Origin of the sequence: Stenotrophomonas maltophilia (assembly GCF_013464915.1) — a bacterium.
Classification (GTDB): Bacteria; Pseudomonadota; Gammaproteobacteria; order Xanthomonadales; family Xanthomonadaceae; genus Stenotrophomonas; species Stenotrophomonas maltophilia_AT.
This window is the reverse complement of sequence record NZ_RAVT01000004.1, coordinates 17,139-30,385: the sequence shown is the minus strand read 5'-3', so window position 1 is coordinate 30,385 and position 13,247 is coordinate 17,139. Positions and strand designations below refer to the sequence as shown.

The 13,247-nt window shown below is 67.6% G+C and carries 12 protein-coding genes; 9 read left to right on the top strand and 3 right to left on the bottom strand.

Features of this window, described 5'->3' with window-relative positions:
* The first annotated feature begins 90 nt into the window (after positions 1–90).
* Positions 91–420: a hypothetical protein gene (locus D7T59_RS01270; protein WP_005409871.1), complete on the top strand. Its 330-nt coding sequence runs from the start codon at positions 91–93 to the stop codon at positions 418–420.
* Between the two features lie 61 nt (positions 421–481).
* Here D7T59_RS01270 and D7T59_RS01265 read toward each other — a convergent pair whose 3' ends face one another.
* From D7T59_RS01265 to D7T59_RS01255, 3 genes are all read right to left on the bottom strand, one after another.
* The gene (locus tag D7T59_RS01265) at positions 482–880 is read right to left on the bottom strand and encodes an OsmC family protein (protein WP_180851224.1); all 399 of its coding nucleotides are present in this window, start codon (positions 878–880) and stop codon (positions 482–484) included.
* Positions 881–978: 98 nt separating this feature from the next.
* The gene (locus D7T59_RS01260) at positions 979–1,659 is read right to left on the bottom strand and encodes a hydrolase (RefSeq protein WP_180851223.1); all 681 of its coding nucleotides are present in this window, start codon (positions 1,657–1,659) and stop codon (positions 979–981) included.
* A gap of 70 nt (positions 1,660–1,729) precedes the next feature.
* Positions 1,730–2,596, bottom strand: a complete 867-nt coding sequence (locus D7T59_RS01255) for a pirin family protein (protein WP_180851222.1) — start codon at positions 2,594–2,596, stop codon at positions 1,730–1,732.
* 151 nt (positions 2,597–2,747) lie between these two features.
* Here D7T59_RS01255 and D7T59_RS01250 point away from each other — a divergent pair, with 151 nt between their 5' ends.
* From D7T59_RS01250 to D7T59_RS01215, 8 genes are all read left to right on the top strand, one after another.
* Positions 2,748–3,674: a LysR family transcriptional regulator gene (locus D7T59_RS01250; RefSeq protein WP_180851221.1), complete on the top strand. Its 927-nt coding sequence runs from the start codon at positions 2,748–2,750 to the stop codon at positions 3,672–3,674.
* Between the two features lie 153 nt (positions 3,675–3,827).
* A complete protein-coding gene (locus D7T59_RS01245; protein ID WP_180851220.1) occupies positions 3,828–4,331 on the top strand; it encodes an RNA polymerase sigma factor in 504 nt (167 codons plus the stop codon).
* Positions 4,332–4,413: 82 nt separating this feature from the next.
* On the top strand, positions 4,414–5,370 hold the full coding sequence (locus D7T59_RS01240; RefSeq protein WP_180851219.1) for a FecR family protein: 957 nt from the start codon (positions 4,414–4,416) through the stop codon (positions 5,368–5,370).
* A gap of 181 nt (positions 5,371–5,551) precedes the next feature.
* Entirely contained in the window at positions 5,552–8,674 is a 3,123-nt protein-coding gene (locus D7T59_RS01235) for a TonB-dependent receptor (RefSeq protein WP_180851218.1), read from the top strand.
* Between the two features lie 53 nt (positions 8,675–8,727).
* The gene (locus tag D7T59_RS01230; RefSeq protein WP_032129432.1) at positions 8,728–9,492 is read left to right on the top strand and encodes a Slam-dependent surface lipoprotein; all 765 of its coding nucleotides are present in this window, start codon (positions 8,728–8,730) and stop codon (positions 9,490–9,492) included.
* 90 nt (positions 9,493–9,582) lie between these two features.
* Complete coding sequence (locus D7T59_RS01225; RefSeq protein ID WP_180851217.1) at positions 9,583–11,037, top strand: surface lipoprotein assembly modifier; 1,455 nt, start codon at positions 9,583–9,585, stop codon at positions 11,035–11,037.
* Positions 11,038–11,181: 144 nt separating this feature from the next.
* Complete coding sequence (locus tag D7T59_RS01220; RefSeq protein WP_180851248.1) at positions 11,182–11,586, top strand: response regulator; 405 nt, start codon at positions 11,182–11,184, stop codon at positions 11,584–11,586.
* A 9-nt stretch (positions 11,587–11,595) separates the two neighbouring features.
* Positions 11,596–13,191, top strand: a complete 1,596-nt coding sequence (locus D7T59_RS01215; RefSeq protein WP_180851216.1) for a sensor histidine kinase — start codon at positions 11,596–11,598, stop codon at positions 13,189–13,191.
* Positions 13,192–13,247 lie beyond the last annotated feature (56 nt).

The window sequence follows — 13,247 nt, the reverse complement described above, 5'->3', positions numbered from 1 at the left end:
CGTGATGCGGATCACGTAGTGCGTGGCGGGGGCGCAGCGATGCGCCCGTCTAAGGAAAGGAGACCACGCGTTGTTCAAAAGGAGGAGTGGATGAGCCGTCGCAAGCTGTTCGAGAGTCCCGAACCGTCCAGCCAGATGCTCGGTGTTGGACCGGCCTATGTTTCAGTGGAGGGCCTGCGCCAGCACCTGGCAGAGTTCCTGCTGTATGCGGGCCGCCCTGTGGTGATCATGCGTGGGCGCAGCGAAGTGGGCTATTTCCTGCCGGCGCGCTGCTGGCGCCAGCGTGACGATGATCCGCTGGCGGCGGCTGCCGCCGACCAGCTGCTGGATGCGGCCGGTTTCCAGGCCGAGGACATCCAGCAGGTGGAACAGGAATTCAACGCGATGCGCCAGCGCACCGTGCTGCATTCACGGCGCTGAGTGGCCACCGGGCATGGCCCGGCGAGCGCCGCCAGTAGATCCACGCCATGCGTGGATGGGGTTACCCGGTGGCCCCGCGTTCGCTGGTGATGCGCGCACCCTCGCGCATCACCAGCGTTACCGGGGTCTTTTCCACCACCTCCAGCAACCGCTGCCACTGCGCATCGCTCAGCTCGGCGCTGGCATGCAGCACGCGGTGCACGTGGAAGCGTCCATCCTCGTCGCGTTCCGAGCGCAGCTCGGCATGGAACTCGCCCAGTTCCCAACCCTTGCGTTGCGCGTACATGCGCAGGGTGATGGCGGTACATGCCGCCAGCGAGGCCAGGTACAGATCGAATGGCGCGAAACCCTTGCCCTGGCCGCCCAGCGAGGCGGGCTCGTCCGCATCCACCGCGAATGTGCCGTTGCTGATGTGGTGCAGGTAGTTGTCGGCGGTCGAAACAATGCGTGCGTAGGCCATCAGGGTCTCCAGAGGTAGCGTCGAGCCTGCTCGACTGATCAAGGTGAGCGTCGGGCCGTGCCCGATCATCGCAGGCCCGACTCTACCTGCCTTCCGGATCAGCTGCGCTGCGAATCCAGCTGTTCGTGGTTCTTCTGCACGTCCTGCGCTTTCAGGTAGCTCTCGATCAGCAGCTGGTAGTTCGGGAAGATCTTCGTGTAGACCTCGGCCCACTGCTGGGCATCGTCGCGGTTCCAGCTGCGCTGGATCTCCGAGGCCACCGCGGCGGTGTCCATCGGCACCACGCCGGCCTGCACCACGCGGGCCAGGGTGATTTCCTCGGCCATCTTCGAGTAGGTACCCGACGCGTCGATGACCGCGAACACCTGGTAGCCATCGGCCACGGCGGCGATCGAGGGGAAGGCCATGCACACGCTGGTGATGGTGCCGGCAATGATCAGCTGCTTGCGGCCGGTCGCCTTCACTGCGGCAACGAACTCGGGGTTGTCCCAGGCATTGATCTCGCCCTTGCGTGCTACGTACTGCGCATGCGGGGCGGCCTCATGGATCTCCGGAATCAACGGGCCGTTCGGGCCCTGTGGGACCGAGGCGGTGGTGATCACCGGCATCCTGGCCAGCGTGGCCATCCTCGCCAGCGCAGTGGCGTGGGCGCGCACGCGGGTGAATGGCATGTCACCGATGGTCTGGAACAGGCCGCTCTGGTGGTCGATCAGCAGCATCGCGGCATTGTCCGGATCGATCACCGGGCGGGCACCATTGAAGTTGGCGGGGGTACTCATGGTCAGTCTCCTGGGGAAGTGGGCGATGGCCCGTTGGCGCGGCGGGTGATTGCCCGCTGCGCGGAAGCGCTCAGTGCGCGATCCGGCCGAAACGGCCGCTGTTGAAGTCGTTGACCGCCTGTGCGATCTCGGCCTGGCTGTTCATCACGAACGGGCCATAGCCCACCACCGGCTCGTCGATCGGCTCGCCGCTGAGCAGCAGCACGGTGGCGTCGCTGTCGGCGTCGACGAACACGTCCTCGCCGCTGCGGTCGAAGGTGACCAGCTGTGCTTCGCCGACCGGTTGGCCGCCGTTGATCCGGACCGTGCCCTTCAGCACCACCACCGCCAGCGTGCGGCCATCGGCCACCGGCAGTTCGGCGTGGTGGCCCTGCTGCAGGCGGATGTCCCAGACATCCATCGGCGTGTGGGTACGCGCCGGACCGGCGTGGCCGTCGAAGCGGCCCGCGATGACACGCACGCGGCCGGCGCCATCGGGCAGATCCACCGAGGGAATGTCTGCATCGAGCAGTGTCTGGTAGCCCGGCGCACCCATCTTGTCGCGTGCCGGCAGGTTCACCCACAGCTGCACCATGTCCAGGGTGCCACCGCGCCTGCTGAATTCCGGCGTGTGGAATTCCTCGTGGAGGATGCCGGAGGCGGCGGTCATCCACTGCACGTCACCCGGGCCGATGGTGCCGCCGGCTCCGGTCGAGTCGCGGTGGGCGACCTCGCCCTCATAGACGATGGTGACCGTCTCGAACCCGCGGTGCGGATGCTGGCCGACGCCGCGCGGGGTGTCGCTGGGGGCGAAGGTGTAGGGGCCGGCATAGTCCAGCAGCAGGAACGGGCTCAGGTGCTGGCCGTGGGTGTTGTAGGAAAACATCGAACGGGCGGGGAATCCGTCGCCCACCCAGTGCGGGCGGGGGGCGCTGTAGGTACCGGTGACACGCTTCATGGCGATCTCCTGGCCGGGGTTGCCGGCCGCTGTTCTTCGTTGCAGGAGACGATATCGCCGCGACAATGGGGCCGGTAGACGCCAATATTTGCCGTCATAGTCCTATCTGGTGAACAATGGGTGCGGGCCTTGCGCCACAGGAGATCGCCCCGTGTTCATCGCTGATATCCGCCGTTGCGACCTCAACGACCTGTTCTACTTCGCCATGGTGGTCGAGCACGGCGGCTTCTCGCAGGCCGGCCGGGCGCTGGCCATGCCGAAGTCGAAACTGAGCCGGCGCATCGCGCTGCTGGAGGAACGCCTGGGCGTGCGCCTGATCCAGCGTTCGACCCGGCGCTTCTCGGTCACCGAGGTCGGCCAGGACTACTACCGCCACTGCAAGGCGATGCTGGTCGAGGCCGAAGCAGCCGAAGAAGCCATCGCGATGTCACGCGCCGAGCCGCGCGGCACGATCCGCCTGGCGTGCCCGATCGCGATCCTGCACGCGCGCATCGGCCCGATGCTGGCCGACTTCCTGGCCCTGCACCCGCAGGTGACGGTGCAGCTGGACGCCACCAACCGCCGCGTGGACGTGGTGGGCGAGGGCGTGGACGTGGCGATCCGGGTACGGCCGCCGCCACTGGAGGACAGCGACCTGGTGGTGCGCGTGCTGGCACGCCGGGTCTGGTGCACCAGTGCCAGCCCGGCGCTGCTGCAACGGCTGGGCACGCCACAGGTGCCGGCTGATCTGGCGATGATGCCGACCGTCGATCTGGCCTCGCCCAGCCAGCAGCATGTCTGGGAGTACACCGGGCCGGACGACGTGCAGGCCAGCGTGCACCACCGTCCACGGCTGGTCAGCGATGACATGATCGCGCTGCGTGCGGCGGCCGTGGCCGGGGTCGGGCTGCTGATGCTGCCGCGGATGATGATCACCGATGAACTGGAGAGCGGGGCGCTGCTGCCGGTGCTGCCGGAGTGGGTGCCGAAGCACGGTATCGTGCATGCGGTGTTCCCGTCGCGGCGTGGGCTGCTGCCTGCCGTGCGTGCGCTGATCGATTACCTTGCCGAGCGTTTCGAGGCGTTGGACGAACCGTAGTCCTTCATCCACGCATGGCGTGGATCTACTGTGGAGCCGAGCGTGGGCTCGGCGCTACCAGGCTTTGCTTGCCGCCTGCGGCTGCGCAGCACACAATCCACATCCGGACCGTCGCCATCACGCCCATCATTCCCCGGTCCGGCCTTGGCACCTATGTCTCCCAATGCCCTGGCGCTGGTCGAGCTGCTGATCCGCGAGCGCCGTGCGTTGTCTCGCTTCATCGCACGCTACCTCGACCCGGCCAGTACCGAGGACACCCTGCAGAACCTGTACCTGAAGGCCAGCAGCGTACCCGGCGATCCACCCATCCTCGAGCCGCGCGGCTATCTCTACCGGATGGCCTACCATCACGCGCTCAACCGTAGCCAGGCCGACGCCCGCGAGCGGCGCGCGATGGCGGAGTACGCCACCGACATGGCGGAGGCCGGCCATGACGGCGAGGCCCAGGCGCTGGACCAGGCGCAGCTGCGTGAGATCACCCAGACCATCCTTGCCCTGCCGGCGCAGGTACGCGAGTGCTTCGTGCTCAACCGTTACCTGGGCCTGAGCGAGCGCGAGATCGCCGCGCGCCTCGGCATTTCCAAGAGCGTGGTGGGCAAATACGTAATGCGCGCGGCGTTGCTGATCCAGCAGCACCAGCAGGGAACACGCCGATGAGCCGCGATTGCCGTGGGCAGATCGCGCCCGGCGTTGTCACAACAGGAAAGCGCACCCGTTCGCGGTGCGGCAGGCCACAACCATGACCACGTCCGAACCCTCGCCGCGTCAGGCCAGGCAGGCGTTGCGCTGGGTGATCCGGTGCAGTGCAGGCCCGCTGCCGGATCGCCAGCAACGAACCCTGCAGCGCTGGCTGCAGGCCGATCCGCGCCATGCGCTGGCCTGGCGCCGGCAGCAGGCCTTCTGGCAGGGGTTGGATGCCGCCGGGCCCGACGTGCTGGCCGCGCTGCCCGAGTTGACGGCTGATCGCCAAGGGTTGCGCCCGATCGCACCGCGTCGCCGCCTGCCTTGGCTGCTGGCCAGTGCAGCCGCAGTGGTGCTGATGGTTGCCGCTGCGCCGCACGCGCTGCTGCTGGCACGCAGTGACCTGCGCAGCAGCGATGCACCGCGCGTTGTGCAGCTGGAGGACGGCAGCACTGCCGTACTCGATGCGGGCACCGCATTGGCGGTTGAGTTCGATGGCCAGCAGCGCTACCTGCGCCTGCTGCGCGGCCAGGCCTGGTTCAAGGTGGCGCATGAGGCTCGTCCGTTCCAGGTCGAGGCGGCGGGCGGCCTGGTCCGTGATATCGGCACCGCCTTCAGCGTGTCGATGCAGGACACCACGATCGAGACCCGGGTCAGTGAGGGTGTAGTGGATGTGCGCCCCGGCGATGGCAGCGTGCAGCGCCTGCATGCCGGGCAGTCACGGGCGTTCCGTGACGGTCGCTGGCTGCAGCCGGTGCAGCTGGAGGATTCCGAGGCCATGGCGCCGTGGCGGCGTGGCGAGGTGGTGATCGACGATCAGCCGGCCACGCAGGCCATCGCCGATCTGGCGCGCTACCGTCGTGCCCCGGTCTGGGTGCTGGGCGGGCAGGGCGCACGCGTGCGGGTCAGTGGCCTGTTCCATCTGCAGCAACCGGAGGCCGCCATCGATGCGGTGGCCGCGCAGGCAGGACTGCGCGTGCAGCGCTTGCCAGGCGGCGCGCTGGTGGTGTGGTGAGGCCCGCGCAGCACCCGGCTGAACGGGCGCATGAAAAAAACATGAAAGAACCGTGGGCACCTGCAGTGCCCCGCTGTCTATAGAGGTATAGCCAGAGCGAAACACCGTTTTTCCTCAAGCCAGACACACCACCGGCACCGGATGTGCCCGTGGTCCCGCCACGCTTGAGGAGTTCCTGTCCATGCCGTCCACGGCATCCGCCTGTCATCGCCGCGCCACTGTCCTGGCCCTGGCCATCTCCACCGCACTGCTGCCGCTGGCCTGGGTGCCGGCCGTGCAGGCGCAACCGGCGATCGTCGCGCCGCTGCGCCAGTACGCCATTCCGGAGCAGCCACTGGCCGACGCCGTGCGTGCCTTTGGCCGCCAGGCCGATGTGCAGGTGGTGTTCCGCAGCGACCTGGTGGAGGGCCGCCGCTCCAGTGCGGTGAGTGGCGAGTACAGCCAGATGCAGGCCCTGCAGCAGCTGCTGCGCGGCAGCGGCGTGCGCGCGCAGCGCGGGATGGACGGCACCTGGAGCCTGCGGGCCGCAGCGGAGGCGGGCGAGGGGGAAGGGGTGCGGGTGACCGAGACACTGGACGTGGCCGGTCGCCTGCAGTCGGAAGGGGGCGAGGCCCGCGATCGGCGCGGCTACGATGATGTGTTCGCGCTGGACCTGACCACGGCGTATTCGGGGCGCGACCGGGTAGAGCGTTACCGCGGCTCCAACCCGGCCGACGTGGTCAAGGATCTGGTCGGTGTGTTCAGCGGCGATGCGCGCAACAGCGGCGCGCTGGACGTCAACATCCGCGGCATCCAGGGGCCAGGGCGGGTGCCGGTCAGCATCGACGGTGGCGAACAGGCGCTTACGGTCTGGCGCGGCTACAACGGCGTCAGCAACCGCAACTACATCGATCCCAACCTGATTGGTGGCATCCAGGTCATCAAGGGGCCAGGGCTGGTGCGCGATGTGCACAGCGGGATCGGTGGTGCGCTGGTGATCAAGACCATCGACGTCGATGACATTGTTGCGGCCGGTGAGCGCTTCGGCGGGGAGCTGAAGATCGAAGGCAGCAGCAATGCGGTGGCGCCGCGCCTGCCGCGCCTGCACACCGGCGAGGACTACCGCAGCGTGCCGGGATTCCCGCAGGGCTCGCCGAACTCGCCCTATGACGACCGCACCCTGGTGGTGCCGGTGAAGTCGCGCAGCGGCAACAACCCCTTCGACGGCGAGGACCAGGCCTGGCGGTTGGCGCTGGGTGTGCGCGGCGACAACGTCGACCTGATGGCCGCCTACGCCTGGCGCAAGCGCGGCAACTACTTCTCCGGCAGCAAGGGAAGCGCGTACTACGACCAGGACCGGCGCGAGCAGTACGAGTACCAGGGCATCGACTACATCACCACGCTGGCGCGCTACTTCAAGCCGGGCGATGAAGTGCCCAATACCTCCAGCGAACAGGAGTCCTGGCTGGTCAAGGGCAGCTGGCAGATCAATGACGACCAGCAGCTGAAGGCCACCTGGCGGCGCACGCTGTCGCACTACGGCGAGATCATGCCGTCGCGCATCCTGTCCGCGCCGGACTATGGGCGCATCCAGTGGCCGCTCAGCCGGGTTGCGTCCGATGCCTGGAACCTGGAGTACCGCTTCCAGCCGGCCGGCAGCCGCTGGCTGGACCTCTACGCCAACCTGTGGCGCACCGAGACGGACAGCGATACCTATACCGCAGGCGGTTTCCCGAACTTCGCGGTGGGCAACCCGGCATGGAACCCGGACGCCAGCCCGATCCTGCGCAACACCGCGCTGGCCAATGCGCGCAACGACCGCACCGGCCTGATCCTGAGCAACCGTTTCGCGCTGCATTCGACCCTGGACCTGACCGTGGGCGGCAACTGGCAGTACGAGAAGCTCGGCTCGAGCGATCCGTACTTCGGTACCACCGATGGCTGGCGCATGTTCCCGCGTGCCGGGCGCCGCCAGGAGGGCGAAGGCTACCTCACCCTGGAGTGGCGTCCGGTCGACTTCCTCACCCTCAATGCCGGCGTGCGCTACAGCCGCTACTGGGCCTTCGATGATTTCCTCGAGGCCCATCCGGAGTTGCTGACCAAGGGGGTGGGGGGCAAGGAGGCCCAGTACACCGTGAACGAGTTGCCGCCCCGTCCCGCCAATCTGCAGGCCCGCATCGACGCGCTGGAAGCACGCCGGGCCGTATGGGAAAAGCGCGGCATGGGCTGGTTCATCGATGACAGCATCCGTGCGTTGCTGGCGCCGTACGAGACGCCGCGTCCGGTCAGGTACACGCGGCCCTGGCTGCCCGATGCCGATGGCAACTACACCCGCGCCGGCAATCCCTGCCTCAATGGCGAAGTGGCGGCCATTCCCGGCGTGCAGCCGGTCTTTGCCGGCAGCGACCAGGTCTGCAGCATCGGCAACAGCGTGCAGTCGCAGCCGGTGGATGGACGCAACGGCCGCCGGCGCGACCATGCCTGGTTGCCGACCTTCTCGGCCACTGCGCACCTGTCCCCGGCCGCCCGTGCCTACGTGCGTTACAGCGAAGCGGTGCGGTTCCCGAGCATGTTCGAAAGCACGATTGCCTTCTCCGGCAGCCTCAATCCGCTGTATGCGCTCAAGCCCGAGCACGCCTACAACTACGAGATCGGCTATGTGCACAACCTGTCGGCGCTGTTCGGCAACACCGCCGATGCCGACGTGAAGCTGGCCTACTACGTGCACAAGACCCGCGACGTGATCGAGCGCGATGGCAACTTCCTGTTCGACAACATCGACAAGCAGACCATCCGTGGCATCGAGCTGCAGGCACGCTTCGACAACCGGCGCTTCTTCACCGATCTGGGCGTCACCCGCACGCTGGAGAACGAGGTGTGTGACGAGAGCACGGCGGTGCTTCTGGACGCGAATCGCGGCCTGGTACCGAACTGCGTGCAGGACGGCTTCGTTGGCGGCTACCTGCTTACCCAGGCCATTCCCAAGCTGTCGATCAACTGGTCGCTGGGCACGCGGCTGTTCGACGAGCGCCTGGAGCTGGGCAGCCGCATCGTGCACTACCAGCGGCACGAGAACCCCGACCTGCAGGCCTATCGGGACCGCCTGCTGGGCGGTGGCAGCGGCCTGCTCTGGCAGAACGTGCCGTTCACCTGGGGAAACATCACCACCGTCGATGCCTACGCACGCTGGCGCTTCAACGAGCATGCCAGCGTGGAGCTGGTGGGCAGCAACCTCGGCAACCGCTACTACGTCGACCCGGCCACGCGTTCCACGCTGCCGGCACCGGGCCGCACCCTGAAGCTCGGCATTACCGCGCGCTTCTGATTTCCTGCCTTCAAGCGTTGTACCCGTAGTTACCTCAACCAAGGAGCAATACCATGAAGATGATCTCCCGTTCGGTTCTCGCCGTTGCCGCTTCGCTGGCCCTGGTCGGTGCCGCGCATGCCGCCGACATCGTCGGTGCTGCCAGCGCCAAGACCGATGCCGAGCTGTACGTTGCGGTCGGCGAGTCGCAGGTCAATGGCGGCCCGCACCGCGCTGGCAAGGCCGGTATCGGTGTCGGCACCGTGTCCCAGGCCAAGCCGGTGGACTTCCAGGGCCTGAGCGCCTATTCGGCACCCACCACCGTCAATGGCGTGACGGTGCGTACCCTGGCCATGCCGATCACCGGCGCGCCGGGCAGCCACGCCGGCATGGGCCACTTCAACTTCGTCAAGGTTGGCAGTGGCGACGTCTGGTTCGGCGAATGGTCCAAGGATGGCGCCGCTGGTGGTTTCAACAACCGCCAGGTCTACTTTGTCGGTGACCGCGCCGGTACCACGCTGCCCGCCGGCGTGGCGTCCTACACCGTGGCTGGCCTGAACAAGTTCAACGGCAGCAACCTGCTGAGCGGCACTTTCGACGCTGACTTCGGCGCCGGCACCCTGGATGGTGCGCTGTCCGGCAATGGCCTGAACCTGGCCATCGTTGCCAACATCAACAGTGCCGACGCATCGTTCGCTGGTTCGGCCACCGCCAACGGCAGCGTTGCCGGCACCACCCAGGGGCAGTTCTTCGGCGCCAACGCGGCCGCCCTGGCCGGTATCGCCACCTTCAGCGGCAACAGCCAGTACGACACCGCCTTCGGCGGCAGCAAGAACTGATTGCCACGCCCCTGACGGGGCAGGGCAGGGACAAGCCGCGATCCGCCAGTCCCTGCTTCGGCCCGCTGCATGCATCACCACGGATCGACCATGCGCCATCCCATCTTCCTTGTGATCCTGTTGCTGGCTGCTGCCGATGTGCGCGCCCAGCAGGATGATCTGCGTCGCGTGCTCGAACAGGGCAGCGAGCTGCGCCACCAGCAGCAGGACCAGCAGCGCCTGCAGCAGGCCGAGTCCGAGCGGCCGACCATCACCATCGACGGCCAGACCCTGCGCGTGGAGCGCACGGTGGACGATCTGGGCCAGGCGCTGTACCTGTCGCTGCAGCACCAGCAATGGGGCGCCGCGCAACGCTTCCTGGACGAATACATCGAACTGCCCGGCCACGACCCGTTACTGCGCCATTACGCGCAGGGCGGCCTGGCGCGTGTGGCTGGCGATCACCATCGCGCGGCCAGCGAATACGAAGCGTTGCTGGCGGCACAGCCGGATTTCCTGCCCGCCCGCCTTGAACTTGCACGTGTCTATGCCGAGGACCAGCGCGACCGTGACGCCGTTGCGCTGTTCAAGGCCATCGCCAGCAGCATCGACGCCGGCGACCCGGCCACCGCAGGTGTGCGCAGCCGCGTGGATGGCTACCTGGCCGCGCTGCAGGCCCGTCAGCGCTGGAAAGGGGCCGTGGCGGCCGGTCCGGCCTGGAGTGACAACATCAACCGCAGTTCGGCCAGCCGCACCTGTCTGTTCGGCGTGGGCGACACCTGCATCATCCAGCGCAATCTTCCCGATGCCCAGCGCGCAGTGGGCCTGGACTACGACGGTAGCCTGGAACGTCGCTGGGCACTGGCCGGACACCACGGGGTCTATGTGCGCGGGCTTGCGTTCGGCCAGGCATGGCGCGGGCACAGCGCCTACAACGAGCTCAATGCGAGCGTGCAGGCGGGCTACAGCTGGCGCAGTGCACGGCACACCCTGCAGATCGCCCCCAGCTATGACTACCAGGGCCTGGGCAACCGGGCCCTGCAGGGCGGCAGCGGGCTTCATGGCGAATGGCAATATGCACTGGACGCGCGCAGCCTGCTCAAGCTGGAGGCCGACTGGAAGCGCCAGCGCTATCGCCAGCAGGGACTGGCCAGCAACTACGATGGCGAGCTGGCAGCGGTATATGCCACCTGGTTCCGCGCGCTCAATCCGCGCTGGACGCTGTTTGCCGGCCTGGACCTGAGTGACAGCAGCGCCGCCAATCCGGCCAACGGATACCGCCAGCGCGGCCTGCGCCTGGGGGCGGCGCGGCAATGGAGCGGCACCACCGCCACTGTATTCGTCTCGTTGCGCGAGCGTGATTACGACGCGTGGAGCCCGTTGCTGGAGGCGCGTCGCGGGGACAGCGAGCAGAACCTGATCGCCATAGTGCGCAGCGAGCGGCTGGCCGTGGCCGGGCTGGTGCCGAGCCTCAGCCTTCGTTACGCACGCATCGACAGCAACGTTGGCTGGTTGTACAGCCACGACCGCAGCCTGCTCAGCCTGAAATGGGAGCGCGCCTTCTGAATCGCCGCCCGCGACGCCTGCATCATCGGAGTGAATGCGGCGTGGCAGCGTTCTTCATCGGTCGTCACGCGCCCTTGTAACCCGGATCGCGCATCCTGCCAGCATTGCGGCGAAGCAGGCCGCGTGTACCGAGGAGTGCAGGGCGTGCTGGAGGCAGGTAGCAAACGGGATGGCCTGAATGGGCTGCGCGTACTGGTGGCGGAAGACGAATTCGCCATCGCAATGTTCCTGGTCGACTATCTGGAGCTGAAGGGCGCGAAGGTGGTCGGGCCTGCAGGCGATCTGCAGGCGCTGGGCCAGCTGGTGGATACCCATCCCATCGATGTGGCACTGCTGGACATCAATCTGGGCGGCGAGCAGGTCTATCCCCTGGCCGATCGACTGGCCGAGGCGGGCACACCGTTCCTGCTCACCTCCGGCTACGATGAGAACCTGCCCAGCCGCTTTGCTGCCGCTCCTCGCTGCACCAAGCCTTACCACATCGAGGCCCTGGTCCAGCAACTGGCCGGATTGGTGGCGGTCCCACGGGCCTCTGCGGGCGCCGCCTGATTGCGCGGCATGGCCCGCCCGACTGAAGGTCTCCATGCTGCCGACATGCGTGGGTCCGTGCCTCCTGTGCTGCGCATGCATGCCCGGCACGATGGCATGGCCGCGCGCATCGCCCGCCACGACTGGTCCTCCACGCCCTTGGGCGCGATCGAGCGTTGGCCGCCACACCTGCGCGCCACCGTCGACCTGATGCTGGCCCATGGGTTCCCGATGATCGTGCTGTGGGGCGAGCAGCTGGTGCAGCTCTACAACGATGGCTACGCCGAGATCCTGGCCGACAAGCACCCCGGGGGACTCGGCCAGCCGACCCGCGAGTGCTGGCCCGAGGTCTGGCACATCAACGGGCCGCTCTATACCCGCGTCTGGCAGGGAGAGACCCTCACCTTCGAGGACAAGCTGTATCCGCTGGCCCGGCGTGGTCGCCTGGAAGACATCTGGTTCACCATCACCTACAGCCCGATCCGGGGCGAGGAAGGGCGCATCAATGGTGTGCTGGTAACGATGTTCGAGACCACCCCTGCGCACGTGGCCCAGGCCGCGCGCGAGCGCGAGGAGCAACGCCGGCGTGAAAGCGAGCGGCGCCTGGAGCTGGCCTTCAAGGTGCTGCCGGTGGGTCTGTGCATCGTCGATCTGCAGGGCTGCATGGTGCTGTCCAACGACCAGATGCGAGCGTACCTGCCCAGTGGCAAGGTGCCTTCGACCGATGCGGAGAACCAGCATCGTTGGCGGGGCTGGCATCCGGACGGCTCCACCATCGGGCCCGAGGACTTCGCCATTGCCCGTGCGATGCGCGGGGAAACCGTGGTGCCCGGGCTGGAGTTCCAGTATCTGCACGACGATGGCCGGGTGCGCTGGACCCGGGTCGCTGCGGCGCCGTTGCGCGATGCCGATGGCGAGGTGAGCGGCGTGTTCGCCATCGCCGTGGACATCGACGATCTCAAGCGCGCGACCGAACGCCAGGCGGTGTTGCTGGCCGAGCTGCAGCATCGGGTGCGCAACATCATGTCGACCATCCACGCCATCGCGTGGCGGACCCGCGAGTCGGTCGGCAGTGTGGATGAGTATGCCGAGCGGCTGTGCGGGCGCCTGATGTCGCTGGCGCGCACGCAGAGCCTGCTGACCCGTGGGGCCAATGCGGGGGTCTGCCTGCGCGGCATGCTGGATGAGGAGATCGCAGCGCAGACGCCGGCAGCGGCCGCTTACCACCTGCAGGGCGAGGACGTGCTGCTGCCACCGAAGGCGGCCGAAGTGTTGTCCCTGGCGATCCACGAATTGGCGACCAACGCCCTGCGGCATGGTGCCCTGACCCATGAGGACGGCCGGATCGAGGTGTCCTGGCACCTGCAGGTGCAGGAAGGCCAGTCATGGCTGGGCCTGCACTGGCGTGAGCGCCATGCCGCCGTGGAGGACTGGGAGCTGCCACGCCAGCGCGGCCTTGGCCGGGCGCTGATCGAGCAGCGCGTGCCGTACGAGCTGGCCGGCAGCGGGGAGCTGCGCTTTGGCCCACAAGGCCTGGATGCCTGGATCCGCTTCCCGCTGCGCGAGCGCGACAGCCTGCTGCAGACCGATGCGCCCGACGTCGCGGCGGACGGTTCCGGCAGGTAAAGGTCCATTTATCCCCAATTGGGCCAAATTGGGCATAATGGCCTCAATCGCCCTCG